Source organism: Xanthomarina sp. F2636L, from assembly GCF_026410195.1.
In the GTDB taxonomy this organism is placed as follows: domain Bacteria; phylum Bacteroidota; class Bacteroidia; order Flavobacteriales; family Flavobacteriaceae; genus Xanthomarina.
This window is the reverse complement of the sequence record NZ_JAPMLM010000068.1, coordinates 162,544-189,260: the sequence shown is the minus strand read 5'-3', so window position 1 is coordinate 189,260 and position 26,717 is coordinate 162,544. Positions and strand designations below refer to the sequence as shown.

22 protein-coding genes are annotated in these 26,717 nt (G+C 32.5%); 12 read left to right on the top strand and 10 right to left on the bottom strand.

The features are described 5' to 3' along the window. Positions 1-128: 128 nt before the first annotated feature. Complete coding sequence (fbaA, locus tag OS191_RS08265) at positions 129-1,196, bottom strand: class II fructose-bisphosphate aldolase (protein ID WP_267155228.1); 1,068 nt, start codon at positions 1,194-1,196, stop codon at positions 129-131. A gap of 51 nt (positions 1,197-1,247) precedes the next feature. Next, positions 1,248-3,770, bottom strand: coding sequence for a translocation and assembly module lipoprotein TamL (gene tamL / locus OS191_RS08260; protein WP_267155227.1), 2,523 nt, complete (start codon positions 3,768-3,770; stop codon positions 1,248-1,250). 118 nt (positions 3,771-3,888) lie between these two features. Between tamL and OS191_RS08255 the strand changes: the two genes are divergently transcribed. Beyond that, positions 3,889-4,608, top strand: coding sequence for a TrmH family RNA methyltransferase (locus tag OS191_RS08255; protein WP_267155226.1), 720 nt, complete (start codon positions 3,889-3,891; stop codon positions 4,606-4,608). 85 nt (positions 4,609-4,693) lie between these two features. Here the strand turns inward: OS191_RS08255 and porT are convergent, their stop codons facing one another. Together porT and ubiE are read right to left on the bottom strand one after the other, a co-directional pair. Continuing rightward, positions 4,694-5,407 carry a type IX secretion/gliding motility protein PorT/SprT gene (gene porT, locus OS191_RS08250; protein WP_267155225.1) on the bottom strand — a complete coding sequence of 238 codons (714 nt, stop codon included), beginning with the start codon at positions 5,405-5,407 and terminating at the stop codon, positions 4,694-4,696. Position 5,408: 1 nt separating this feature from the next. Beyond that, entirely contained in the window at positions 5,409-6,137 is a 729-nt protein-coding gene (gene ubiE / locus OS191_RS08245) for a bifunctional demethylmenaquinone methyltransferase/2-methoxy-6-polyprenyl-1,4-benzoquinol methylase UbiE (protein ID WP_267155224.1), read from the bottom strand. 235 nt (positions 6,138-6,372) lie between these two features. Here ubiE and trkA point away from each other — a divergent pair, with 235 nt between their 5' ends. The 3 genes from trkA (at position 6,373) to OS191_RS08230 (ending at position 9,648) form a co-directional block, all read left to right on the top strand. After that, a complete protein-coding gene (gene trkA, locus OS191_RS08240) occupies positions 6,373-7,722 on the top strand; it encodes a Trk system potassium transporter TrkA (RefSeq protein ID WP_267155223.1) in 1,350 nt (449 codons plus the stop codon). Positions 7,723-7,732: 10 nt separating this feature from the next. Beyond that, positions 7,733-9,226 (top strand): TrkH family potassium uptake protein, encoded by a 1,494-nt coding sequence (locus OS191_RS08235; protein WP_267155222.1) that lies wholly within the window; start codon positions 7,733-7,735, stop codon positions 9,224-9,226. Between the two features lie 167 nt (positions 9,227-9,393). Further along, positions 9,394-9,648 carry a hypothetical protein gene (locus OS191_RS08230; RefSeq protein ID WP_267155221.1) on the top strand — a complete coding sequence of 85 codons (255 nt, stop codon included), beginning with the start codon at positions 9,394-9,396 and terminating at the stop codon, positions 9,646-9,648. Between the two features lie 623 nt (positions 9,649-10,271). Here OS191_RS08230 and OS191_RS08225 read toward each other — a convergent pair. Both OS191_RS08225 and OS191_RS08220 read right to left on the bottom strand, forming a co-directional pair. Then, the gene (locus OS191_RS08225; protein WP_267155220.1) at positions 10,272-11,459 is read right to left on the bottom strand and encodes a pyridoxal phosphate-dependent aminotransferase; all 1,188 of its coding nucleotides are present in this window, start codon (positions 11,457-11,459) and stop codon (positions 10,272-10,274) included. 33 nt (positions 11,460-11,492) lie between these two features. Continuing rightward, entirely contained in the window at positions 11,493-12,587 is a 1,095-nt protein-coding gene (locus OS191_RS08220) for a fatty acid desaturase family protein (protein ID WP_267155219.1), read from the bottom strand. 144 nt (positions 12,588-12,731) lie between these two features. On the opposite strand from OS191_RS08220, the gene rsmG reads away from it, so the two are divergent. Beyond that, the gene (gene rsmG, locus OS191_RS08215) at positions 12,732-13,361 is read left to right on the top strand and encodes a 16S rRNA (guanine(527)-N(7))-methyltransferase RsmG (RefSeq protein WP_267155218.1); all 630 of its coding nucleotides are present in this window, start codon (positions 12,732-12,734) and stop codon (positions 13,359-13,361) included. Between the two features lie 83 nt (positions 13,362-13,444). Here rsmG and OS191_RS08210 read toward each other — a convergent pair whose 3' ends face one another. Both OS191_RS08210 and pruA read right to left on the bottom strand, forming a co-directional pair. Continuing rightward, entirely contained in the window at positions 13,445-15,823 is a 2,379-nt protein-coding gene (locus tag OS191_RS08210; RefSeq protein WP_267155217.1) for a T9SS type A sorting domain-containing protein, read from the bottom strand. Positions 15,824-15,951: 128 nt separating this feature from the next. Next, a complete protein-coding gene (gene pruA, locus OS191_RS08205; protein ID WP_267155216.1) occupies positions 15,952-17,577 on the bottom strand; it encodes an L-glutamate gamma-semialdehyde dehydrogenase in 1,626 nt (541 codons plus the stop codon). 144 nt (positions 17,578-17,721) lie between these two features. Between pruA and OS191_RS08200 the strand changes: the two genes are divergently transcribed. Further along, entirely contained in the window at positions 17,722-18,429 is a 708-nt protein-coding gene (locus OS191_RS08200; protein WP_267155215.1) for an NRDE family protein, read from the top strand. Between the two features lie 9 nt (positions 18,430-18,438). Here the strand turns inward: OS191_RS08200 and apaG are convergent, their stop codons facing one another. Together apaG and OS191_RS08190 are read right to left on the bottom strand one after the other, a co-directional pair. Continuing rightward, positions 18,439-18,825, bottom strand: a complete 387-nt coding sequence (gene apaG / locus OS191_RS08195; RefSeq protein ID WP_267155774.1) for a Co2+/Mg2+ efflux facilitator ApaG/CorD — start codon at positions 18,823-18,825, stop codon at positions 18,439-18,441. A gap of 96 nt (positions 18,826-18,921) precedes the next feature. Further along, on the bottom strand, positions 18,922-20,172 hold the full coding sequence (locus OS191_RS08190) for a type IX secretion system plug protein (RefSeq protein WP_267155214.1): 1,251 nt from the start codon (positions 20,170-20,172) through the stop codon (positions 18,922-18,924). Between the two features lie 195 nt (positions 20,173-20,367). On the opposite strand from OS191_RS08190, the gene OS191_RS08185 reads away from it, so the two are divergent. The 6 genes from OS191_RS08185 (at position 20,368) to nqrF (ending at position 26,570) form a co-directional block, all read left to right on the top strand. After that, positions 20,368-21,723 (top strand): Na(+)-translocating NADH-quinone reductase subunit A, encoded by a 1,356-nt coding sequence (locus tag OS191_RS08185; protein ID WP_267155213.1) that lies wholly within the window; start codon positions 20,368-20,370, stop codon positions 21,721-21,723. A gap of 79 nt (positions 21,724-21,802) precedes the next feature. Beyond that, positions 21,803-23,002: an NADH:ubiquinone reductase (Na(+)-transporting) subunit B gene (locus OS191_RS08180; RefSeq protein ID WP_267155212.1), complete on the top strand. Its 1,200-nt coding sequence runs from the start codon at positions 21,803-21,805 to the stop codon at positions 23,000-23,002. Positions 23,003-23,004: 2 nt separating this feature from the next. After that, entirely contained in the window at positions 23,005-23,751 is a 747-nt protein-coding gene (locus OS191_RS08175; protein ID WP_267155211.1) for a Na(+)-translocating NADH-quinone reductase subunit C, read from the top strand. A 3-nt stretch (positions 23,752-23,754) separates the two neighbouring features. After that, positions 23,755-24,399: an NADH:ubiquinone reductase (Na(+)-transporting) subunit D gene (locus OS191_RS08170; RefSeq protein WP_109682163.1), complete on the top strand. Its 645-nt coding sequence runs from the start codon at positions 23,755-23,757 to the stop codon at positions 24,397-24,399. A 73-nt stretch (positions 24,400-24,472) separates the two neighbouring features. Continuing rightward, the gene (gene nqrE, locus OS191_RS08165; protein WP_267155210.1) at positions 24,473-25,255 is read left to right on the top strand and encodes an NADH:ubiquinone reductase (Na(+)-transporting) subunit E; all 783 of its coding nucleotides are present in this window, start codon (positions 24,473-24,475) and stop codon (positions 25,253-25,255) included. A gap of 7 nt (positions 25,256-25,262) precedes the next feature. Further along, a complete protein-coding gene (gene nqrF, locus OS191_RS08160) occupies positions 25,263-26,570 on the top strand; it encodes an NADH:ubiquinone reductase (Na(+)-transporting) subunit F (protein WP_267155773.1) in 1,308 nt (435 codons plus the stop codon). Positions 26,571-26,717 lie beyond the last annotated feature (147 nt).

Below are 26,717 nucleotides of genomic sequence, written 5' to 3'. Positions count from 1 at the left end.
TCCTTCGACTCTGCTAAGGACAAGTTTATGATTACTGATTTTAGAATTTCTTCTACAATCGATTCCTGTTTAGCCAGACCACAAAATTATAGTATTGTTTTTAATTAAGTGGAAACACTAACATTATTTTATAAAGTATTTACATTATTTAAGTCTTCGAAAGCCTTTTTTAAACGCTCCACAAAGGTGTTTTCTCCTTCACGTAACCAAACTCTTGGGTCGTAATATTTTTTATTTGGAACATCGTCTCCATCTGGATTTCCAATTTGCGATTGTAAGAAAGCTTCTTTTTCTTTCATATAATCACGCACACCAGAAGTAAATGCATATTGCATATCTGTATCGATATTCATTTTTATTACTCCATAACCAATGGCTTCTCTAATTTCTTCAACAGTAGAACCAGAGCCTCCATGAAACACAAAATCGATATGATTATGTTCTACACCAAATTTCTTTGACACATATTCTTGGGAATTCTTAAGGATTTTTGGAGTAAGCTTAACATTTCCTGGTTTGTAAACGCCATGCACATTTCCAAAGGCTGCAGCAATAGTGAATTGGTTGCTTATTTTGCTTAATTCTTCAAATGCATATGCCACTTCTTCTGGTTGTGTATAAAGTTTAGAATCGTCTACATCTGTATTGTCTACACCATCTTCTTCACCTCCAGTAATGCCAAGTTCAATTTCTAAAGTCATCCCCATTTTGCTCATTCTACTTAGGTATTCTTTACAAATCTCTATGTTTTCTTCAATTGGTTCTTCACTTAAATCAATCATGTGAGAACTGTATAACGGTTTTCCAGTGTCTTTATAGTGTTGCTCGCTTGCATCTAATAAACCATCAATCCAAGGCAATAGTTTTTTAGCACAATGGTCTGTGTGTAAAATTACAGGAACACCATAAGCTTCTGCCATTAAATGCACGTGTTTAGCACCTGCAATACAACCTGCAATGGCAGCTTTCTGGTTGTCGTTACTTAGACCTTTTCCTGCATTAAAAACACCACCTCCATTAGAAAACTGAATAATAACCGGTGCATTTAAATCTCTGGCAGTTTCTAAAACACCATTGATACTGTTTGAACCTACCACGTTTACAGCCGGTAAAGCAAATCCTTTTTCTTTAGCTAGTTTAAAAATATTTTGAACTTCTTGTCCTGTTGCAACTCCAGGTTTAATATTATGAGCCATAATTGTATAATTATAAAGGTTGAAAGTACAAAAATAAGAAAATAAAACAGCTTAGAAAGGGTAATTGATGCCTATGTTATAAACAGCATTTGAAAAATTGTAATCTTTAAACCATCTATTGTTTTCTTGACGTGAAGGATCATAGGTTTTAAAGCCGATATCAAAACGAAAAACAGCAAAGCCAAAATCGTATCTTAAACCAAAGCCAGAGCCTACAGCTATATCTTTTAAAGATGCAAAATTAGTAAAAGTGGCTTTTGGATCTGTCACATCATCAAATACGTTCCAAATATTTCCAGTATCAATAAAAAGTGCACCATTAAAACTTTCGAAAATATTAAATCTATGTTCAATGTTGAAAGCTAATTTTAGATTGGCTTCGTTAAACTCGTCATTACTATCTAAGCTTCCAGGCCCAAGGCTGTATGCTGTCCAAGCACGATTGTCGTTTGTTCCACCTGCAAAGAAACTTTTAGAAAATGGGATGTTTGTAGAGTTTCCATATGGTATGGCAATACCTGCAAACGTTCTTATAGCCAATACATTTTTCTTACCTAAATCCCAATGCTTAATATAATCGAATTCTGTTTTTACATATTGTGAGTATGCTACATTAAAAATTTCGTATTGATTAGTATTATTTTTATCTAAACTGGCAATCTTAGAGATGGCAGAAAATAAATTCCCAGCCAATTCTACTTTAAACCTAAAAATAGAAAAGGTCTCGTCATAAAGGTTTTCTCTATTATCTCTTGTGTAGTTAAAATTGGTGGCAAAAATTAGGTTGTTTTCAGTAAGTCTTATTTTTCTTTCGTTTATGGCATAAACATCGTCATAATCTGGATCTCCTGGTTGTAATGATGTATTACCAGATAATACATCGTTAATAAACGCGTCCGTTTGACTTGGAAAATTTAAATCGTTCCCATTATTATAATCTATGTCTTGAGATATATTGTTTAATTCATTGTAGGAGTTTCCATAAATGCCAAAATAGTTGTCTGTGTTTAAGTTTCTAACGTATTGAATATTAAACAAATCCAATCTGTTAGTTACTAGATTTGAAGCAAACCATTTATAATTAAAAATACTAGAAACTGTTTGTTTATCTAGACCAACATTTGTTTGACTAGAACTGGAAATGGAGATTCGTGTGCTGGGAAACATGGTTTTAGGTATAATTTTTTCAGTATTAAACGGAAAGAACAACCTTGGAATAGTTAACCTTAAATCGACCCCTATTTCATTAATATCGAAAAATGGATCGCTTTCATCACCTCCATCCTTCGATGCCCCAATAGAACCAAAAGCCGAGAGCTCCAATGTTTCTGAACCTCTAAAAACATTACGCATTAATAAACTTGGGTTGAAAGCTAAACCTATAGATTGAATGTTACTTTGCGAGACTTCAGCACTAAAATTTAAACCAAACTTTTTATAAGGTGTCAATAAAATATTGGCTGTTAAAGTGGAGTCTGGGTTTTCAATATAATCGATGCTTGGGTGTTTAAAAGTTTGTAAGTTGTTTATGTGTCTGTAGGTGTTTGTCCTATCTTTGTCTCTAAAAACGTCTCCCGGAGTTATAAAAATAGCATCAGTTATAGCTTTTGGCTTAAAGCGCATTTTACCAAAACTATATAAGTTGAAGTTTTTAAATTTGGTGGAATCTGATAATTCTAGATCTTTCTTTTCATAAGAAAAATCTGTAAAAACATTTACTTCTTTAATTTTATAGATACTGAAAGGCTTTTTAAAGGTAGAATCTTGAGATCTAATAGATCTGTTTAGAATTTGTAATTCTACATGTACTTTTTTGTTGGTGTTTATGGTGTCCATATCAAAATACACATAATCCTGATTAAAATGGTACACTCCAGAGTTCCTCATTTCTCTAATAATTCTTTCCTTCTCATTAGCAAAGGTGGCTGTTCTATATTGTTGATTCTTTTTTATGAAGGATTCTTTTTTTGTAACATTATAAAGAGAATCAACTATAGGAGATGCTATTTTTGTAGAAAGGGAATCTACAATATAAGGATCACCAGTTTTTACATAATAATTTATTGTAGCTTTTTTGTTTTCTAGGGTATCTGTTTTTGAAGTAGCATCTACATTAAACCAACCATTATTAAAATAATAGGCTTCTAATTGTTTTTCAGATCTTTCTGTTTTTTCTTTGTTAACAATAACTGGAGTTTCTCCTGTGTTTTTTAACCAATTATTAATACCTACTCTTGTTTCAATATATTTATCTAATTGTTTTTTTGAAAGGAAACGCTCTAGCCTTTTTCTTTTTTTAGGTTTCGAGTCTATATTGGCATTAATAATTGAATCTATGTTAGGTCTTGCAGTATTGTAAATATGTAACCTTAAAGGAATATTAACGATTTTTTTATTACGTTGTTGAAACAATAAATTGTTAACGCGCTCTGTATTATTTTTTTTATCATTTACATAAATGTTATTCTCAACAAGTAAGTGCTCGTTTTCAGGAACTCTTTTAACGGAATTACAAGAATACAAAAAACCTGTAATTACAATAAATAATACTATTTTTGAGAATTGCAGTTTCAAATACAAATAAAATTAACGAGTAATAAAAGAGTTGCTGTTTTTAAGAGTAATAAAAATTACTTCAATTAAACTCAAAAATACATTATTTCAATCGAAAAATATATTTAAATAAGTTTGAATGTTATCTAAAAACCAAATAAAATTAATAACGAGTTTAAAACAAAAAAAATACCGACTTCAACACGGTTTATTTGTTGCTGAAGGTGTTAAAACCATTAACGAACTAATAGCATCTCATTTTAAATTACAACAGTTATATACTACAGAGTCTTTCAAAATTAATGCCAATCTTGAAATTCTAATTACTGAAGCCGAACTTAAAAAAATTAGTTTTTTAACGACTCCCAATACAGCTTTAGCCGTTTTTAAAATACCGAAAACAGAACCAATAAAAATCAATCAATTAATTGTGGCTTTAGATAATGTTCGAGATCCAGGGAATTTAGGGACCATTATTAGACTTTGCGATTGGTTTGGAATTACAGAATTGGTCTGTAATTTAGAAACAGTAGATTGTTTTAATCCAAAGGTAATTCAAGCTACAATGGGCTCCATAACTAGAGTAAACATTTCGTATTTAGATTTACCCAAGTTTTTAAAAGACATAAATATGGAAACCTTTGGCGCATTTATGGATGGTGAGAATATTTATAAAAAAGAATTACCTAATAAGGGTGTTTTAGTTCTTGGTAACGAAGCCAATGGCGTTTCTAAAGACATTGAAAATCTTATTGCCACAAAAATTACTATTCCTAGGTTTGGCAATTTGCAAGCTACAGAAAGTTTAAATGTGGCTACAGCAACAGCTATTTTATTGAGTGAATTCCGAAGAGGATAATATGACGTTTAGTCATAAAGGCGTTTGGTTGTATATAATATAAATTAAACAAGTCTCTAAACAAACATCTCAACAACAAAATTTTCTATTGAAATGTGAAGTTAATAAACACTCCACGTGTTTTCATGCTATCTATATTTCCAGTCCAAGGAGAATTTGGATCTACATCTCTTACTAGCTCGTCGTTAATGGCAAATACGCCACGAATAGAAGGTGTAAATTTAAAGTAAAATAGATAAAAATCGATTCCAAAACCAACTTCGTAGAAATACATATTCTTTTTTGTCCTAAATTTTCCAGCACTATTATCGTCTGGGTTATCTTCATTACTAGAAAGGTTTAATGCAGTAGAAACACCTCCAACTATAAAAGGTTTAAAGTTGTTTATGCGTTTGGTAGAAACCTTCAATAGTAATGGCACATGTATATATGTAGATTTCACTTCTCTTTCTAAATCTGAAGGCGTATGTTCTATACCGTTAAAATAACTTTCTGGATATTCTAAGTTTCGGGTTGTAATGGACAAACCTGGTTCTAATCTTAAATCCAAATAGTTGTTAATACGCATATTACCAATCAATCCCACATTAAAACCTGTCGTTTTTGCAACTTGAATATCTGGTTTGTTTTGAATATAGTCGAAATTAAAATCGTAGCTATTGAATCCAATGAAATAACCGTAACTTAAAAAGTTCTTATCAACATTTTCATCGTTTAATACTTTTTCTCTAGTAAACAGTTGTGCAGAAGCCGACTGGAATACGAATAAAAAAGTGAATAGAAAAAGGATGTTTTTCATATTATTTTTTTGATGATGTATAAATGGTTGCCACTCCAAAAGTTTGTGGCTTGTTTACAACATTTATAAACCCAATTTCGCTTAAAATATTGTTTAAAGCTTCTCCAAAAGGAAAAACTGATGCAGAATCGCTTAAATATCTGTATGCACTTTGGTCTTTAGAAAAAAGCTTGCCAATAATTGGCATAATGTTATTAGTGTATAGGTTGTAGCCTTGTTTAAAAGGTGGTTTGGTAGGAACTGAAGTTTCTAAAATTACAAAAATCCCACCAGGTTTTAAAACACGTAATATTTCTGTAAGTCCTTTTTCTAAAGTTTCAAAATTTCTAATCCCAAAACCTACTGTAATGGCATCAAAGGTGTTTTCTTCAAAAGGTAAATTTTCCGAATCGCCAACAACCATTTCAATTCTATCTTGCAAATGTTTTTTAAGAATTTTTTCTTTCCCAACATTTAACATGCCTTGACTAATGTCCAGGCCAATAATTTTTTCTGCTTTTGTTTCGGCTAAATTTATGGCTAAATCTCCTGTGCCGGTAGCAATGTCTAATACGATGTTTGGATTGGTTTCAGCAACTAGACTCACGACTTTTTTTCGCCATTTAATATCTATTCCAAAGGATATTACACGATTTAATCCGTCATATTCATTTGAAATAGCATCAAACATTTTAGTTACTTGCTCTTTTTTGCCTAAATCACTATCTTTATATGGCTTAACTTTTGTCAATGTGAAATTTTTCCACAAACCTACATATTTATTTTCAATTAGAATTGTTCAATTAAACTCAAAATACATATTAGAAGCTTATGTCTGTTATATTTTCTAAAATATGGTAAGTCAACTGAAATAGAAACTTTTTTTTACGCTTTTAGCAGCTTCAAATCAAATAATTAAATGTGTAATTGTCTTTTAGTAAATCTAATTTGCAGTATATTTGTCCTACTTTATTACAAATTAACACATGAAAATAATTATTGCTGGAGCTGGTGAAGTTGGATTTCATTTAGCAAAATTATTGTCTTACGAATCCCAAGAAATCACCCTAATAGATACCAATAAAGAAAGTCTGTCTTATGCAGATAATCATTTGGATATTAAAGTTATTAAAGGAGATTCAACTTCTATAGCAATCTTAAAAGAAGCTAGAATTGCAGAAAGCGATTTGCTAATTGCAGTCACTTCATCTGAAACAACAAATATTACAGTTTGTGTTTTAGCTAAGCAACTTGGAGCCAATAGAACCATTGCTAGGATTTCTAATACTGAGTTTATTGTTCATAAAGATGAAATTGGTTTTAAAAATTTAGGCATAGATGAACTTATTTCTCCAGAATCTTTAGCAGCTTCCGAAATAGATTTATTACTTAGCCAATCTGCTTTTAACGATAGTTATGAATTTGATGAAGGTGCTTTAACTATGGTAGCTTTAAGCTTATCGAGAACAGCAGTTTTTATTGGAAAAACAGTTAAAGAAGCAGCAGAAATATATTCTAAAATTCGTTTTGTTCCAATAGCAATTCAGCGTTTCGGAACGCAATACACTATTATTCCTAGGGGAGACACGCAATTTAAAGAAGGGGATAATGTGGTTTTTATAACTTCGGAAGGAGGAGCGCAAGAGCTTTGTGAACTTACCGGAAAAATCAACACTGAAATCAGGAATATTATGATTCTTGGTGGAAGTAAAATTGGATATAAAACAGCCAGAGACTTGTGTAAACAATATCCAAATATTAAACTTGTAGAAAAAGATAGAGATCATGCTTTCGATTTAGCTGATGAACTAGCAGATGTTCTTGTTATTAATGGAGATGGTAGAAATGTGGATCTTTTAGAAGAAGAAGGCTTAATGTCCATGGATGCTTTTATTGCAGTTACTGGAAATTCTGAAACGAATATCATGTCATGTTTAGTGGCAAAATCCAAAGGTGTTAAAAAAACGATAGCTTTGGTAGAAAATATGGATTATTTTGAGCTTTCACATTCCATAGGTATTGATACCTTAATCAATAAAAAACTCTTGGCAGCCAATACCATTTTTAGATATATTAGAAAAGGAGAAGTAATTGCAATGACCAAGCTTAATAATATGAATGCTGAATTGTTGGAGTTTAATGTGAAACCAACCTCTAAAATTTGCAACCGTTTAATTAAAGATGTCGATTTTCCTAGAGCGGCTATTATTGGCGGAGTTATTAGAAATGGTCGAGGATATACGGCCTTAGGCGATTTCAGAATTGGAGTAAACGATAAAGTTGTAGTTTGTTGTTTGCCAAGATCTATTAAACAAGTAGAAAAATTATTCTTGTAACTAACTATCTGTGAAACTTAACTATAAAATAATTTTTCATTTTTTAGGGCTTCTTTTATTATTTAATGGAGGTTTTATGTTGCTATCTGCTTTAGTAAGTTTTATTTATAAGGATGGTGTAACACCAAGTTTGTTATTATCTGGTGGATTAACCATTCTAATAGGACTTTTGTTGATGTTTTTAACCAAGAATCACACTAAAGAAATGAATAAACGCGAAGGATATATTGTTGTGGCTTTTGGTTGGCTTGTTATGGCTCTTTCTGGAACAATCCCTTATGTGCTTACTGGAAGTATTACAAGTTTTACTAGTGCTTTTTTTGAAACCATGTCTGGTTATACGACTACAGGCGCCACAATTTTAAACGATATTGAAATTATCCCAAAAGGAGTTTTATTTTGGCGTAGCTTAACCCATTGGATTGGTGGAATGGGAATTATTGTATTAGCCGTTGCTATTTTACCTTTATTAGGAATTGGAGGGATGCAATTGTTTGCTGCCGAAGCTCCTGGTCCAAGTGGAGATAAACTCCATCCACGAATTACAGATACAGCAAAACGCTTATGGTTAATCTATTTTGGGTATACTGTTGCAGAAACCATTTTATTAAAAGTGGCTGGCATGTCTTTTTTCGATGCTATAAATCATTCCATGTGTACCTTGTCCACTGGTGGGTTTTCAACTAAAAACGCTAGTGTAGCATATTGGAATGGCCAGCCCATAATCCAATATATTATTATTATTTTTATGTTCTTTGCAGGTACAAATTTCGTATTGAGCTATTTTGCTTTTAAGGGTAAAGTTCAAAAAATTATTAAAGACGAAGAGCTAAAACTCTACTTTAAATTTATTGTTATTTTTACTGTAATAGCAGCTTTAATTATTTATTTTAAAGCAGATTTTGCAGTCTCCACAATAGACCATCCCATGGTTTGGGGAAAAGCAGAAAGTTCATTTAGACATGCCTTATTTCAGGTGATTTCCGTGATTACAACCACAGGTTTTATAACGGCAGATTATACTTTATGGACATCATTTTTAATGGTTTTCTTTTTTGGATTGATGTTTCTTGGGGGTTCGGCTGGAAGTACCTCAGGGGGTGTTAAAGTAGTGAGGCATTTAATACTTATTAAAAATGGGTTCTTAGAGTTTAAAAGAGCCTTACATCCAAATGCTATTTTACCTGTTCGATACAATGGAAAAGCAGTTACAGGGGTTATCGTTTTTAATATTCTTGCCTTTTTTATTCTTTATATGTTGTCTTTTATAGTAGGAGCATTAGTGTTTTCTATGATGGATATAGATTTCATGTCTGCTATCGGGTTATCGGCTTCTAGCTTGGGGAACGTTGGTCCAGCACTTGGTAATTTTGGTCCAGTAAATAACTATGCAGCTCTACCTGCTTTTGGAAAGTGGTGGGCTTCGTTTTTAATGCTAATTGGACGTTTAGAATTATTTACAGTTCTTATTTTATTAACGCCTTTCTTTTGGCGAAATAGGTGAGTTTTAAATATTACTTGATTTGCCTTTTAATCACTTCATTTCTAATTTTTTTCAATTATTAGCTGTTTTTTTGTTAAAATTTACAATATTTTGGAGGTTAATTTAGGATTTGTCTGATATTTTTGTATTTTAAAAAAAATCTTAATCTTTAAAACGAATTATTTATTATGAAAACTAAACTTAACCAAGATTTAGAATCTGAAATTAAGCAAACAAAAAAGAAATATTTGACATCTCAGGGCTTATTGAATTCTAATTATAAACGTGTTGTAAATCATAGCTTTCAGAAAGCTTGTAAAAAATCAGTGTTTGGTGCAAGATTAAGCTATACATCTCCAAAGCTTTGTAAGTTAAGTCATGCTGCAACTATGGTTTTAAAAATCTCAATATTTGCGAGTGCTACTTTAGTAGTTTTACTATAAAATTATTTATGAACTACGTTTATATAAAGTAAACAAACTCATTAAGAAAACCGATGATACCATGTCATTTTAGAAATCCCCTATCAATTAGGTTTTAGTAGTCCTTCCTGTTTTAATAAAAACATTCAGTAAATATTATGGTATTTCGCTTGTTGAATATAAAACCAAAACTGGCAATATAGATGTGTCAAGAAATCATATTCTCAAAAAAAAATACAGCAAACTATTTCTTCATTAAATCACCCATTTATACTCTATAATTAGCAATTGTTTGGATTTTTGAATATATACAAATAAACAATTCCACCTCAAAAAAAACTTTACCAAACTCCATTGCGGTATTACCTTTTATAGAATTAACTTCATAAGATACGTGATGATTTTGTGATGAGTTATGAGATAATATATTATTTATCATAGATTAAAGATTTACCAATGGCTCCATATAAAAATAACAGCTAGTTTTAAGTCTGGTTAATTGGTTTTTTACAACGAACATATTTGGTTTAAGGAATACAATGAAGCTTGATAATGTTATTGCTTATTTCTTTTTAATAAAAAGCCCTTGAGATTTTTTACATCTCAAGGGTTTAATAAATTATAATCTTTAAAGCTGAAATTTTTTAACTAACAGCTTCTTTAATACGTTTTATTGCTTCAATAATCTGCTCTTGACTTGCTGCATAACTAATACGAATGCAATCTGGATTTCCAAAAGCTTCACCTGTAACTGTGGCTACAAGCGCTTTTTCTAAAAGATATAATGAAAAATCTGTCGCGTTATTGATCTTTTTTCCATTTAAGGTTTTCCCAAAGTAATAAGAAACATTAGGGAATACATAAAAAGCACCTTCTGGGGTGTTGGTTTGAAAGCCATCAATGTCAGATAGTAAATTCAAGACCAAATCTCTTCGGATTTTAAATTCATCTATCATGAATTTTACACGTGTAGGAGACTCGTTTAAAGCTGTAATAGTTGCACGTTGAGCAATACAATTGGCACCACTTGTAATTTGACCTTGCATTTTGTTGCAAGCACGAGCAATAGCTTCAGGAGCTCCAATATAACCAATTCTCCAACCTGTCATAGCAAAAGCTTTTGATACCCCATTTACGGTAACTGTTCTATCGAACATATCTTCAAACTGAGCCATACTTGCATGACCATTTTCTGTAAAGTTTATGTGTTCGTAAATTTCATCCGAAACCACGTAAATATTTGGGTGCTTTTGAAGCACATCTGCCAAGGCACGTAATTCTTCAGTACTATATAAAGATCCACTTGGATTACAAGGAGAACTGTACCAAATCATTTTAGTTTTTGGTGTAATAGCAGCTTCCAATTGTTCCGGTGTCATTTTAAAGTCGTTGTCGATAGACGTTTTTACTTCTACAGGAACGCCTTCAAATAATTCAACGATATCTGCATAACTTACCCAATACGGACAAGGCAAAATAACCTCGTCACCTTTGTTAATAAGTACAGAAGCTACATTAGCTAAAGCTTGTTTGGCTCCAGTAGAAACAACTATTTGAGGTAAGGTATATGTTAAATTATTATCTCGTTTAAACTTGTTTATGATGGCTTCTTTAAGTTCTACATAACCATCTACAGGAGAATACGAATTATAGTTCTCGTTGATGGCTTGGATGGCAGCATCTTTAATATAATCTGGCGTATTGAAATCTGGTTCGCCAAGACTTAAACCAATAATATCTTTTCCTTGTGCTTTAAGTTCTCTAGTCTTTGCAGCCATTGCTAAAGTAGCAGACGTGGACATGTTTAGAACTCTTTCCGAAAGTAGGTTCATTGTGGTAAGCTATTTTTAAAATGATAAATGAAATTAAGCCATACTAGGCTTCTGACCTAAAACTTTTAATTGCTGATAATGTTCTGAAATCGCAGTCCAAATAGAATTGTATTCGTTGTATGGTAAGCTAAATTCCTGAGCAGTCTCTCTAACAATATTTGCTATGTTTTTATAGTGAACATGACTAATATGAGCAAATAAATGATGCTCTACTTGTCTGTTTAAACCTCCTGTGTAAAATTCTACCAACCAACTTTTAGGTGAAAAATTGGACGTAGTAAATAACTGGTGGATGGCCCAAGTGTTTTTCATGTTCCCGTCTTCATCTGGCATTGGCATATCGGTATTAGGCATTACGTGCGCTAATTGGAAAATAACGCTTAAGATAATTCCAGCTGTATAATGCATGATTAAAAAGCCTATTAAAACTTGCCACCAAGCGTAACCTAGAGCTAAAGGTAAAACTACCCAAATAGAATAATATACAATTTTACCAATAATTAACTTGGTCCATTGTGTTGCAGGTTTAGGGAAATCGCCATAAGATAATTTTCTTTTTAAATACACGTAGGTTTGTTTAAAATCGGTTGTAATAGCCCAATTAACCGTTAATAAACCATATAATAAAAAGGCATAATATTTTTGGTATTGATGAATTTTCAACCATTTAGAATGTTTCGAAAAACGAATAATTCTTCCGGCATCAATGTCTTCGTCATGTCCTTGAATATTTGTGTAGGTGTGGTGTAATACGTTGTGTTGTACTTTCCAGTTATAATCGTTACCAGCTAAAATATGGATGCTGCTTCCCATTAATTTGTTTACCCATTTTTTACTTGAAAAAGAACCATGGTTGGCATCGTGCATTACGTTCATACCAACTCCAGCCATTCCAATGCCAATAACCATCATAGAAATAATCTGTAACCAAGTAGGAAGATCCACGGTTAATAAAAGCACTAAAGGGCCAAGTAATAAGGTGAACATTATTATGGCTTTAATATATAATTTCCAGTTTCCTGTTTTTTTTATGTTATTCTCTTTAAAGTAATCGTTAACACGTTTGTTAAGTGTTCTAAAAAACTTAGCAGAGTCTGTTCTCGAGAATGATAAGGTTTGTTTTGTCATGCTGTTGTGTTTTACTAACTAATAATCTTATAGATATAAGTATCAAATATGACGTCAAAGATAAATAATAATGACGTGCATCTTAATAAAGTTTTCATAAAAATGCACAATAATTTATCTATTTTTGTGCAAAATAAAAAATCCATGGAGCTAATTCTTAAGTATTTTCCTAATCTTACTGAAAATCAAATTGATAAATTCTCTAAACTTGAGGGCTTGTATCAAGATTGGAATTTGAAGATTAATGTTGTGTCACGTAAGGATATAGACGAGTTATACTTAAGACATGTATTACATTCTTTAGCTATTGCAAAGGTGATAGAATTTAAACCTGGAACTAAAATTTTGGATGTAGGAACAGGTGGAGGGTTTCCAGGAATACCTTTGGCAATTTTATATCCCGAATGCTCTTTCCATTTGGTGGACAGTATTGCAAAAAAGTTAAAAGTGGTGGATGAGGTTGTTGAAGGCTTAGGTCTTGAGAATGTAAAAACCACCAATAAACGTGTTGAAGAAACGAAAGGCTCTTACGATTTTATTGTAAGTAGAGCAGTGGCAGCAATGCCAACTTTTGTTCATTGGATAAAAGGAAAAATTGCTAAAAAGCAAAATCATGAATTAAAAAATGGAATTATGTATTTAAAAGGTGGAGATTTAAGCGAAGAACTTCAAGATTATAAAAATGCAACTATATATGAAATTCCTGATTTCTTTGAAGAAGACTTTTTTGAAACAAAAAAGGTGGTGTATCTGCCATTGAAGTATAAAGGATAATCTTATTGTTGGATTATTTAAATAATAAAAAAAGCCTTTCAAATACTGAAAGGCTTTTTGTTTTTTAAGACACTACAAAAAAATTATTTTACCATAAGCTTCGTTCTTAAAACCAAATTGGTTTTAGTGTCTACATTTAAAATGTACATGCCAGAAGCTAAGTTTAATGGAAGTGTTGTTCTGCTTTCTATGTTTGTTTTCTGGAAGTAAACCTGTTTTCCAGTAATATCTATTATAGAAATGGTCGCACCTTGGTATTTATCTGTACTAATTAGTGTTAAACTATTAGAGATAGGGTTTTGTTTAAGTTTGATGCTATTTACCGAATTAGAATCTGTAGATAATGTTTGTTGCAAGATTTCAAATAGTGCAAAAGCTACATTTCCTTCGGTTAAGGTCACGTGTGGTTCGTTGTCTATTGGCATATACCAAGCATCAAAAGGAGTGATGTTGGTTGTGGCTCTGGCGGTATTGATACCAGTTGGTGTATGGAACCAATCAATTTCTCCATCAGTTAGTTCAAAGGCCATTGAACTAATGCTTGGTATAAAATTAAAATAATTTGTACTTAAAGCCCCTAAAAACTCACCTACTAGACCATCTGTTGCTAGGTCCTCTGTAAGTTTCAAAATATCGAATAAACCTCCTGAAGCAGCGTCTACACCATTTGTATAAGTAAAGGCAGTAGAGCTTGCATTGTTAACCCTATCATTAGCTAAAGGAAACCACCAGGCAAAATCTAAATGAACTTTACTCGTTTGAATTTGTGTACCTGCATTTGGAGTAAAAAAGGTTTCAATTTTCATTTCGGCTCCAGTCATGATGTCAATATTAGCATTTAATATTCTACTTCCTGGATTTAAATCGTTAGCTCCAGCTGTGTTATCTGGATACCTGTTGTTGTTTCCACTCCCATTTATAATAGTTACGTTTCGCGATAGCTCTGGAAAACCAGTACTTGTTAGGTTATTCATTCTTCCATCGAAAATAGCTTTAAATGGATGTGATCTTGGTAAAGAAAGAGAACTATTAAAGGTTACACCATCGCTATTTGTAATATGCGGTTCAAATTGGTCTGTTAGCATTTGTCTAGCAGCAGAAGATTTTAGCATACCGTCAATAATAGGTTGTAACTCTTCCACATTCTGGTCTCCAAGAACCCAAAAATCATCTAGACCAAATGCAAGAAAATTAAATTGATGTTGAAATCCTATTGGCACATTAGCTCCATGATGTGGAGCATCGAATGAAATCCAAAGCCTTGTTTCGTGGTTTATATTTTGGTTTTCCATGTAATTTAAGGCATATCTGGAAATAAGTCCTCCCATACTTGGGCCAATAATCACATTTTCAGCTGTACCTTCTTTTTGAGCATTAATATTATTAATTAACTCTACCAATAACATGGCATTTCGCTCAATAAAATCCACTCCTCCATCAACAACAACAGCATCTGCAGCTCTTGTGTAAATAGGGAAGTTTAAAATAACAATATCAAATCCTTCATCTCTTACTAAATCTCCTAGATTTGATGTGGTTCCACCATCATCAAAATTTAATAATTCATACAAACCTGTAATATCTCTTCCATCTCCAGGATCAAATCCATCTACTAAAAAAATAGGTTTGTCAAGAATGTTGTCGGCGCTTAAAAAAACTTCATATTCTCCTGTTCCAGGGTATGAAACAGTTTCGCCATAAGGCAAAAGATTAGGTGTGATGCTAGAGTTAAATGTTGTTATAATACGATTGTTGTTCGTGTATAAATCTTCATTGGAAAATTTAATGTCTATAGTGGCTTGACGTGTAACTATTTCATTATTGTCAAGATGTAATTTAAAGGTGATTGTTTTTCTTCCTTCTTCAGTATAGGTTACTCTTATGTTTTGGCTTAATGCAATTTGTCTAAAGTCCAACCCGTCATTAAAATCTATTTCAATACTTTCAATATGTTGACTTGTTGTGTTAAAAATATTTGAAGCAGATAAATTAAATGTTGTTTGTAAACCTTTGTTGCTACTGCGTAGCGGTGCCATTAAGGTTAGGTGTCTTTTTTCGAAGATAGATGCGCTACTAGTTCTTAATAAATAGCCTTCAGCATCTTTTGTAACAGAGTTATTTTGAAGTGCTTGCTCTTCAAAGGACTCGAAGTCACTATGGATTATAGCTAGTGGAATAACATTGGTAAAATGACTTTTCTTGCTTTGTTCTTTTAGGTTTTCAAGAGGGGCATATCTTTTTTCTAAATCGCCTTGTACGATAGCTTTGTATGCTTGGTAAAAGTTGTAATTATTTATAGGTTTGGTGTTATAGGAAACAACATCCACAATTGGGGAATTAGCAACTAAAACCGAAGTTTCCATATCTGAGATGTCTAATTTCTGAAAGGCATTTTTTGTGTCTTGGGCGAATATGATGCTTACTGATAAAAGAAGTAAAATTTGAAGGTAATTTTTTTTCATTTTAATTAATTATTAGTTTAATAATTAAATATATGAAGTTCTATTATTATTGATATACTTGTAAGATTAAAAGCATAAAAAAACCCTTAAGATGTATTTCTTAAGGGTTTTTTGCATATACTTTAAACTTATCCTAAGAAAGGGTATCTGTAATCCACAGGAGTTACAAAAGTTTCTTTTATCATTCTTGGAGAAACCCAACGCATTAAGTTTTGTGCACTTCCTGCTTTATCGTTAGTTCCAGAAGCTCTTGCTCCTCCAAAAGGTTGCTGTCCTACAACGGCACCTGTTGGCTTGTCGTTAATATAGAAGTTTCCAGCACTGTTTTGTAAGGCATTGGTTGCTTCAATAATAGCATAACGACATGTAGAGATAATAGCACCGGTTAACGCGTATTCACTTGTTTCGTCAACTAGTTTTAATGTTTCAGTATATTTGTCTTCATCGTACACATATATAGTTACAATAGGGCCAAATAGCTCAGTACACATGGTGTCGTATTTAGGATTATTAGTCACAATTACTGTAGGCTCTATAAAGTAACCTTTCGATTTGTCGTAACCACCACCTACAATAATTTCTGCATCAGAAGCAGCTTTAGCTTGATCTATATAAGAAGCTAATTTATCGAAAGAACCTTCATTAATAACTGCAGTAATAAAGTTGCTCATGTCTTCTGGAGAACCCATTTTAAATGACTTAACATCTTCAATGACATATTTTTTCACATCCTCCCAAATATTACCAGGAATATAAACTCTAGATGCTGCAGAACATTTTTGACCTTGGAATTCGAAAGCACCTCTAGAAATAGCTGTTGCAACTTGTTTTGCATTAGCAGATTTATGAGCTACAATAAAGTCTTTTCCACCAGTTTCACCTACAATTCTTGGGTAGGTTTTGTAGTTTTCAATATTGTTTCCAATTTGCTTCCATAAGTTTTGGAATACTGGAGTAGATCCTGTGTAATGTAATCCAGAGAAATGTGGATTAGCCATAACAGTATCTGTAATCATTCCTGGGTTTCCAAAAACAACATTAATGACACCATCTGGAACACCTGCTTCTTTAAACACGTCCATGATAACTTTAGCAGAAAAAATCTGGTTGTTACTTGGTTTCCAAACAACAACGTTCCCCATTAATGCCATACAAGAAGGTAAATTTCCGGCAATAGCTGTAAAGTTAAAAGGAGTTACTGCATAGGTAAACCCTTCAAGAGGTCTGTATTCTATTCTGTTCCAAGCATCGCTTGTGCTTTCTGGTTGTTCCATATAAATGTCTGTCATAAACTGGACATTAAAACGTAGGAAATCTATCAATTCGCAAGCAGCATCAATTTCTGCTTGGTATATATTTTTTGATTGCGCAATCATAGTTGCTGCATTAATTTTAGCTCTGTAAGGGCCTGCAATTAATTCGGCAGCTTTTAAAAAGATACCAGCACGTTGTTCCCAAGGCATTTGAGACCAAGATTTTCTAGCCTCTAGTGCTGTTGCAATAGCATCCTCTACGTGAGATTTTTCAGCTAAATGGTAAGTTCCAACTACATGTTTATGATCGTGAGGAGGAGACATGGTTCTGGTGTTCCCAGTAGTAACGTCTTTTCCGTTAATATACATTGGTACATCAACCTGACTGTTATACATTTCTTTATAAGCTTTTAAAACAGCTTCTCTTTCTGGAGTTCCTGGAGCATAACTTTTAACTGGTTCGTTAACAGCGATTGGTACATTAAAAAATCCTTTTCCCATGATTGTTTTTGTTTTCTAATTTGTAAAAATTTCAGCCACAAAGTTACAATATTTTTACCGATTTATATTTCTTTGTTTTCCTAAAGACAAGTTAAATTATAAGTTCTTTGTAAGTTGCTTCATAGTATTTAGACTAGTAATTTTATGTGTACCGTAACTTTCATTCCATTGGAGAACTCCAATTTTGTGTTGACTTCTAATAGAGACGAAGCGCTTCAAAGAAAAACATTAGATCCAGACTTTTATCTTGAAGATGGTGTTAATTTATTGTATCCAAAAGACAAGATGGCTGGTGGGACTTGGATAGGTGTTAGTGACAAACAACGTCTTATTTGTTTGCTTAATGGGGGTTTTACTATGCATGAAAGACAAGATAAATATAGGTTGAGTCGTGGGGTTGTGGTAAAAGATCTCTTAACTTCTAACCATGTATTAAAAACTATCGAAGCATATAATCTTCTAGATGTTGAACCTTTTACTATTGTTTTGGTAGATTGGCAGGAAGGCTTGAATGTTTTTGAGTTTGTTTGGGATGGGATTGTTAAGCATATTGCTAAGCTTCCTTTAGAACCTAGAATATGGTCTTCATCATCTTTGTATACAAAGCAAATGAAGCGAGCTAGAATAGATTGGTTTGAAGGTTTTAAAAATGATAAGAAACTAACGTCTAAAAACATTTTAGAATTCCATAACTCGGCAGGAAAAGAAAACCTGGATTTTGGAATTATTATGGACAGAGGTTTTGTGAAAACAACAAGTATCACTCAGGTTGAAAAGTGTAATCAAAAGATTGAAATGACTTTTATTAATCTTCAAGATTTTACAGAAAACACCTCTACATTTAATTTATAAAGCTAATAATTAGTTTAGTGCATATGGTGCACTTAATTTAAACGTAGGAATAGCAACTTTAAACTTTTTAGAAGTAGCAATATTAATCATACTATAATTACCATACATAGCACCAAAGGGAGAGGATAATAAACAGCCAGATGTATAAGTGTAAGATTCTCCAGGTTTTAAAACTGGCTTTTTACCTATAACACCTTCTCCTGTAACGGTTTCGATATTATTTAGAGCATCAAGAATATTCCAGTGTCTTGCGTACAATTGTACTTGATCTTTACTTTGGTTCTCGATAGTTACTTTATATCCAAAAGCAAATTGTATTCTATAGTCTTTATAAAATGTGCCTTCGAAAGTTGTTTCTACCGAAATTTTAATCCCTTTTGTTATTTGTTGAACCATTTTCATTAGGATGTCTATTAATTTAGGATATGCTAAAATAAGTAATTATAAAATTAATATAACAAAATATTAGATGAGTTGCATCTTTATTATGGTTTAATCGGTAATATCAATTGAATTTGATTCCCCAACACCAATCAATCTATCGTATCTAGCTCCTAAATCTCTGTAATAAACTAATACTTTATAATTGTTTTCGGTTTCATCATGATTACCACTTATGGCTCCTTCTTGCAATTGGTTATTATCATCAACCAAAACATATTTGTAGCTATAAAAACCTTGTTTTAAAAGTAGTTGAGCTTCGTAAACACCACGTGCATCGTTAAATTGCATTTTGTTGGCTTCTGTCAATTCGTAATTGTTGTAGTTTCCATAAACATAAATCGATTTGTTTAAAATGTCATCACTTGGTAATAATGAGAAGTGAACCCAAACATAGTCGGCTTCAATCCAAGGTTTTTCAACATATAATGCTGTAATTACAAAATTTCCGTTGATATCTGGATTATAGGTGTAGGGTCTTCCTTGCCTTACAATATTGGTAAAGAGAAAATTATTGTATAAATCTTCTAAAGAAATATATTCAATAGCTACATTAGCGCCTTTAACATCTTTGTTCTCGAAAGAGAAATATTCGTTTCCTCCCCAAAAACTAGTTTCTGTAGTGTACTTATATATAAGTTCGTTTCCTAAAGTATATTGTGGTTTAACATTAGAAATAGCTGTATTTAAATTATTGTTTTGAATAATTAAAGTTTTCACTGTTTCAGAAGGGTTGTTAAATAAAATACTGGAAGAGTTAATTTTTATATCAACCGATTGTTTTTCTTCCAAATATTTTACGTCTCTAGATTTAGTAATAAATACACCAACATTGGCGCTGTTTTCATAAAGCATAAACTTTCTTGAAAACACAATTTCATCATAATCATTATATATATGAATCATATAATTTCCAGACTTTTTTAGACCACGAGTTCTATCGTTTGGAATAATTAAATTGTAATGAGAGTATATTTGGTAAGTGTTAAAGGAGTTGTCGTAATTTCTAATACGTTGGTTGTCGTAGCCGTTCATATATTCGGCTTTAGTTAGGTTAGATGGAGTCCAATCGTAGTTGTAGTGTTCAATTTTATAATAAAAATCCTCTTCATTTCCATTTAGGGCATCAAATGTTAACGCAATTCTGTCTCCTAATTTAATAATAGGGAGTTGGCTCTCTGGAGTTTCTCCAGAAAAAATAATAGTTTTAATATAGTCTGGTGGAACAACTTCTTGGGTTTGACCAAAAAAGAAATAAGGTATAAATAGGAAGTATATGTAAATGTGAAGCTTAGCTGTCATTTTTTTTAAATATAGTTGAGTGTAAATATAAGCAAATTTTATACCGTTCCATTTTAACTTATTTAGAATGAAAATAAATAACGTTCTTCTGGAAAGTCTAGTGCTTATTCATATAGAATTTAGTAAATTTGCACCGATTTTTAAGAGAATTAAGAGTCTTAATCACATTTACTATTAACAAATAGATTTATAAATATGTCAAACGACATTAAGATTAAAAAAGGACTGGATATAAAACTTAAAGGTGAAGCTGAGAAGGCAACTGAAAATGCTATTATTAGCAACTACTACACCTTAAGACCAGAAGATTTCCATGGAGTCATTCCTAAATTGGTTGTAAAAGTTGGGGCTAAATTAAAAGCAGGAGAAACTGTTTTTTATGATAAATCCAACGAAGCAATAAAATTTTCATCGCCTGTTTCTGGTGAAGTTTTAGAGATTTTACGTGGAGAGAAAAGAAAAATATTAGCTGTAAAAATTCAAGCAGATAAAGAGCAGGTTTTTCAAGATTTTGGAAAATTTGATGTTGAGACGGCAAATGGTGAAGCTGTAAAAGCTCATTTATTAGCTTCTGGTTGTTGGCCATTTGTAAAGCAACGTCCTTACGATGTTATTGCGAAACCAAACAATGCACCAAAAGCTATTTTTATTTCGGCTTATGCATCTGCACCTTTAGCAGCAGATTTAGATTACACCTTAAAAGGGAAAGAGGCAGAACTTCAAGCAGCTATTACAGCTTTATGTAAACTTACCGAAGGTAAAGTACATGTGTCTGTTGGAAAAAATGCATCGTCACCCTTAGCTGGTTTGTCTGGGATTACTTTACATAAAGTTTCAGGGCCACATCCTTCTGGGAATGTTGGGACTCAAATTAATAAAATAGATCCAGTAAATAAAGGAGAAACTGTATGGACCGTTAATGCGCAAGACCTAGTAATTATAGGAGAATTGCTATTAACTGGAAAATTTAATGCAGAACGCATTGTTGCTTTAGTTGGTTCTTCAATAAAAAAGCCAAGATATTTTAAAACCATAATTGGAAGCGAAATTGCAACTATGGTTTACGATAATGGTATAGATAAAGATAGTAACGATCGTATTATCTCAGGAAACGTATTGTCTGGAAAACAAGTAAAACCAGATGGAAGTTTAGATTATTACAGCAATATAATTACTGTAATTCCAGAAGGAGACGATTATGAGTTGTTTGGATGGAATAAGCCGGTGTTTAATAAAATATCAACATCTAGAGCGCTTACTTTTTCTTGGTTAACACCAAATAAGAAATTTGAATTGGACACCAATACAAATGGAGAACACAGAAATTTTGTTTTAACAGGTAATTACGAAGAGGTTTTTCCTTTAGATATTTATCCGTTACAAATATTGAAAGCTTGTTTGTATACAGATTTAGATGAAATGGAAGCATTAGGAATGTACGAAGTGGCCCCTGAAGATTTTGCTTTAACAGAATTTATTTGTGTATCTAAACAGCCGCATCAAGATATTATTAGAAAAGGTTTAGACGTAATGATAAAAGAAATTGGATAATGATTCCTTTTGTGAGGCAAAATGAAAATAATACGTTATTTATTTTGTTAGCAAACTGAAAAATTTTAAAAAAAGAACCATGGGTTTAAAAAGCACATTACATAATTTAAAAGAAAAGTATAAAGGAACCAAAATGGCTCCAGCGTTTAATGCGCTACATACTTTTTTATACTTGCCAAATGAGACCACTCATAACGGGACTCATATTAAAGTAGCAGACGATTTAAAGCGTACCATGAACATAGTTATTATGGCTATGGTACCATGTTTGATATTCGGTATTTTTAATGCTGGTTATCAACATTACGACGCTATAGATGTTCCAGTTAAGTTTTTATCTTTGGATACATTCTATATAGGATTAATTAAGGTATTACCTCTAGTAATTGTTTCTTATGGAGTAGGTCTAGCCATTGAGTTTTTATTTGCAGTTATAAAGAAACATGAGGTGGAAGAAGGATACTTAGTAACTGGTATGTTAGTGCCACTTATTGTTCCAATAGACACGCCACTTTGGATGCTTGCTGTAGCTGTAGCTTTTGGAGTAGTAATTGGAAAAGAAGTATTTGGTGGAACGGGAATGAATATTCTAAACCCTGCATTAACCATCCGTGCCTTTTTATTCTTTGCATATCCTACTTGGATGTCTGGAGATAAAGTATGGGTTCATGGAGCAGTTGCTAGAGATAAAGCTATTGCAGCAGGAGAAAATTTAGACGCTATATCAGGTGAAACCATCTTGGGAGCAATAGCTCAAGGAAAAGAAGTAGGCCATGAAATTATGGATATGTTTATAGGAAATATTCCTGGCTCTATAGGAGAAACATCGACACTCTTAATTATATTAGGAGGTTTATTCTTAATCTTCACAAAAATAGGTAGCTGGAGAATTATGTTATCATCAGTATTAGGAGCTATAGTGATGGGACTAATATTTAATGGTCTTGTTAATGCCGAGGTTATTTCACAAGGAAGTAAATTCTACGGATTAATGAGTACACCTTTTTGGCAACACCTTATTATTGGTGGTTTTGCTTTTGGAACCGTGTTTATGGCAACAGATCCTGTAACAGCTTCTCAAACTAATAAAGGTAAATGGATTTACGGATTTTTAATAGGATTTATTTCTATTTTAATTCGTGTATTTAATCCAGCCTACCCAGAAGGTGTTATGTTAGCTATTCTGTTAATGAACGTATTTGCTCCAACAATCGATCATTATGTGGTTCAAGGGAATGTGAAACAAAGAATGAAACGTCTTAAAGTTAAAAACGCATAATAATGGAAAAGAGAACAGATAAAAATTCATACACCATCATTTTTGCCATAGGAATGGTATTAGTAGTAGGCTCTTTATTAGCCTATGCATCATCATCTTTAAAAGATAAGATTACTACTAATAGGGAGTTAGAGAAACAACAGAATATTTTGTATGCTATGGGCATCAATGAAAACGATGATAGCAATGCTATCTTTGTTTCAACTGAAGAAGCTCCAAAATTATTTTCAGAATATATTACAAAACAATTAGTAATTCAAGGTGATGAAGTTACTGAAGATGATAAAGCCTATTTAATTGATGTAAAAAAAGAACAAACAAATGCAAAAGCTGGTAAAGAGAGAAGATTACCTTTGTTTGTTGGTGAAAAGGAAGGTCAAACTTTTTACATAGCTCCTATTAGAGGAAAAGGTCTTTGGGATGCTATTTGGGCTTATATAGCAATGGATGAGGATATGGTTATTCAAGGCGCATTTTTTGACCATAAAGGTGAAACAGCCGGTCTTGGAGCAAACATTAATAAACGATTTTTTATGGACGATTTTATTGGTGAAGACTTAATGAATGATGGGGAATTTGTTGGAGTTACTGTAGCCAAAGGAAATGCAGATCCATTAAATATAGATAAAACAGATAATGAGGTAGATGCTATTGCAGGATCAACAATTACTGGAGATGGTGTTTCAGCTATGCTAAAAAGCGAATTGAGACTATATGTGCCTTATTTTAAAACCTTAAAAAACAATTAATTTATGGGACTTTTATCAAAAAAAGATGCCAATCTAATATTAGATCCTTTAGCAGATAACAACCCAATTACTATTCAAGTACTTGGTATTTGTTCTGCTTTAGCAATTACAGCCGAATTAAAAGCGTCTTTAGTAATGGCCATTTCAGTAATATTCGTAATGGGAGTTGGAAATGTGGTTATTTCTTTAATGAGAAATATCATTCCGTCAAAAATTAGAATTATTGTGCAACTAATCGTAGTAGCTACTTTAGTTATTATTGTGGATTTGGTTTTAAAAGCCTTTGCTTATGAGCTAAGTAAAACACTCTCGGTTTTTGTTGGATTAATTATTACAAACTGTATTATTATGGGACGTTTTGAAGCTTTTGCATTAGCAAATGGTACTTGGCGTTCTTTTTTAGACGGTATTGGAAACGCTTTAGGATACGGTGTAATTTTAATTATTGTTGGATTCTTTAGAGAATTATTAGGGTCTGGAACTTTATTTGGAATTCCAGTTTTAGGAGACCCAATTGCAAAGACAGGATTGTATGCAACTGGCTATGAAAATAATGGATTTATGATTATGCCTCCAATGGCATTAATAGTTGTAGGTATTATTATTTGGGTTCAACGTAGTAGAAATAAAGCATTAATAGAAGACTAATCAGTAAACAGTGTACAGTCGTAGATTACAGTAAATACTGTTTGTTAGGACTGCGACTGAAAACTAAAAGAATATGGAACATATAGAATTATTTTTTAAATCGATATTTATAGATAACATGGTATTTTCAGTATTCCTGGGAATGTGTTCTTACCTTGCTGTATCTAAAAAAGTAAAAACAGCTGTTGGTCTTGGTGCTGCAGTTATTTTCGTATTAGCTATAACAGTACCTTTAAACTGGTTGCTGGATCAATATCTTCTTCAACCAGGAGCCTTGGCTTGGTTGGGTGCTGAATATGCGGATTACGACTTAAGTTTCTTATCTTTTATTATGTTTATTGCTACCATTGCAACCATGGTACAATTGGTAGAAATAATTGTAGAGAAATTTTCACCATCATTATATAACTCACTTGGTATTTTCTTACCACTTATTGCTGTAAACTGTGCTATTTTAGGAGGTTCTTTATTCATGCAATCTAGAGAAATAGCAACTTTAGGGCTGGCTACAACGTATGGCATTGGTTCAGGAATTGGATGGTTTTTAGCTATTTTAGCTATTGCAGCCATTCGTGAGAAAATTAGATATTCAAATGTTCCAGCACCTTTAAGAGGTTTAGGTATAACATTTATTATTACAGGTTTAATGGCTATTGGTTTTATGAGTTTTGGAGGTATGTTAACAGGAGGAGATGAAGAAACTGCAACTAAAACTGAAACCGAAACCGTTCAAGTAAAAGAAGTACCCGAAACAAAGGTGTCTTTAAATACACTTGAAGAATCAGATAATTACGAAACTATAAATGAGACGTCTAAAGTAGAAGACAAAACTTTAGCTAACAACACAATAAAATAGTAAGATGATAATATTAGCAGCAGGTACCTTAGGGACAGTTATAATAACAGTAGTCGCTTTCTTAATAATTACATTGTTATTAGTTACGTTGTTATTAGTTGTAAAACAAAAATTATCGCCATCTGGACCGGTAAAGATTACAATTAATGGAGAAAGAACTATTGAAGTAGGATCAGGTGATACTTTATTATCTACTTTAAGTGCACAAAAAATATTTTTACCATCGGCTTGTGGTGGTGGAGGAACATGTATTCAATGCGAATGTCATGTGTTATCTGGTGGAGGTGAAGCTCTACCTACAGAAACACCTCACTTTACTCGTAAAGAATTACAACATGGAGCGCGTTTATCTTGTCAGGTAAAAGTAAAACAAGACATGGAAATTACTATTCCAGAAGAAGTATTTGGAATAAAAAAATGGGAAGCAACCGTTGTACGTAATTATAATGTAGCTTCTTTTATTAAAGAATTCGTAGTTGAAATCCCGGAAGATATGGGGTACAAAGCTGGTGGATATATTCAAATTGAAATTCCTCCTTGTACCATCAACTTTAAGGATATGGATATTACAGCACATCCGGAAGAACACGAAACTCCAGATAAGTTTCAGGCGGAATGGGATAAGTTTAAGCTTTGGCCATTAGTAATGAAAAATACAGAAACAGTGGAAAGAGCTTATTCAATGGCCTCTTACCCTGCAGAAGGAAGAGAAATCATGCTTAACGTGCGTATAGCTACACCTCCTTTCGATAGAGCTAAGAATGGCTGGATGGATGTAAATCCAGGAATTGCTTCCTCTTATATTTTCAATCAAAAACAAGGTGATAAAGTAATTATTTCAGGACCTTACGGAGAGTTCTTTATTAACGAGTCTGAAGCAGAAATGCTTTATGTTGGTGGAGGAGCTGGAATGGCGCCAATGCGTTCTCACTTATACCACTTATTCAAAACCTTAAAAACAGGTCGAAAAGTTACTTATTGGTATGGTGGACGTTCTAAACGTGAGTTGTTCTACTTAGAGCATTTCCGTGAATTAGAAAGAGATTTCCCTAACTTTAAATTTTACTTAGCTTTATCTGAGCCAGCTCCAGAAGATAACTGGAAAGTAAAAGAAAATATAGATGCACCAGGAGATGGGTTTGTAGGATTCATTCACAATTGTGTGATCGATAATTATTTAAATCATCATGAAACTCCAGAAGATATCGAGTTATACTTCTGTGGACCACCATTAATGAACAAAGCTGTTCAGAAAATGGGAGAGGATTTTGGAATCCCAGATGAGCATATTAGATTTGATGACTTTGGAGGATAATATTTCTGCTAAAGTAGAAATCTCGTTTAGAGAATATCAAATATAAAATTGATTCCTATATGTTTAGGAATAATAAAAGCCCAACAGTAATGTTGGGCTTTTATATTTTTTAAAAAAATTAAACCTCTTCCTCTTTTGTTTAGCATT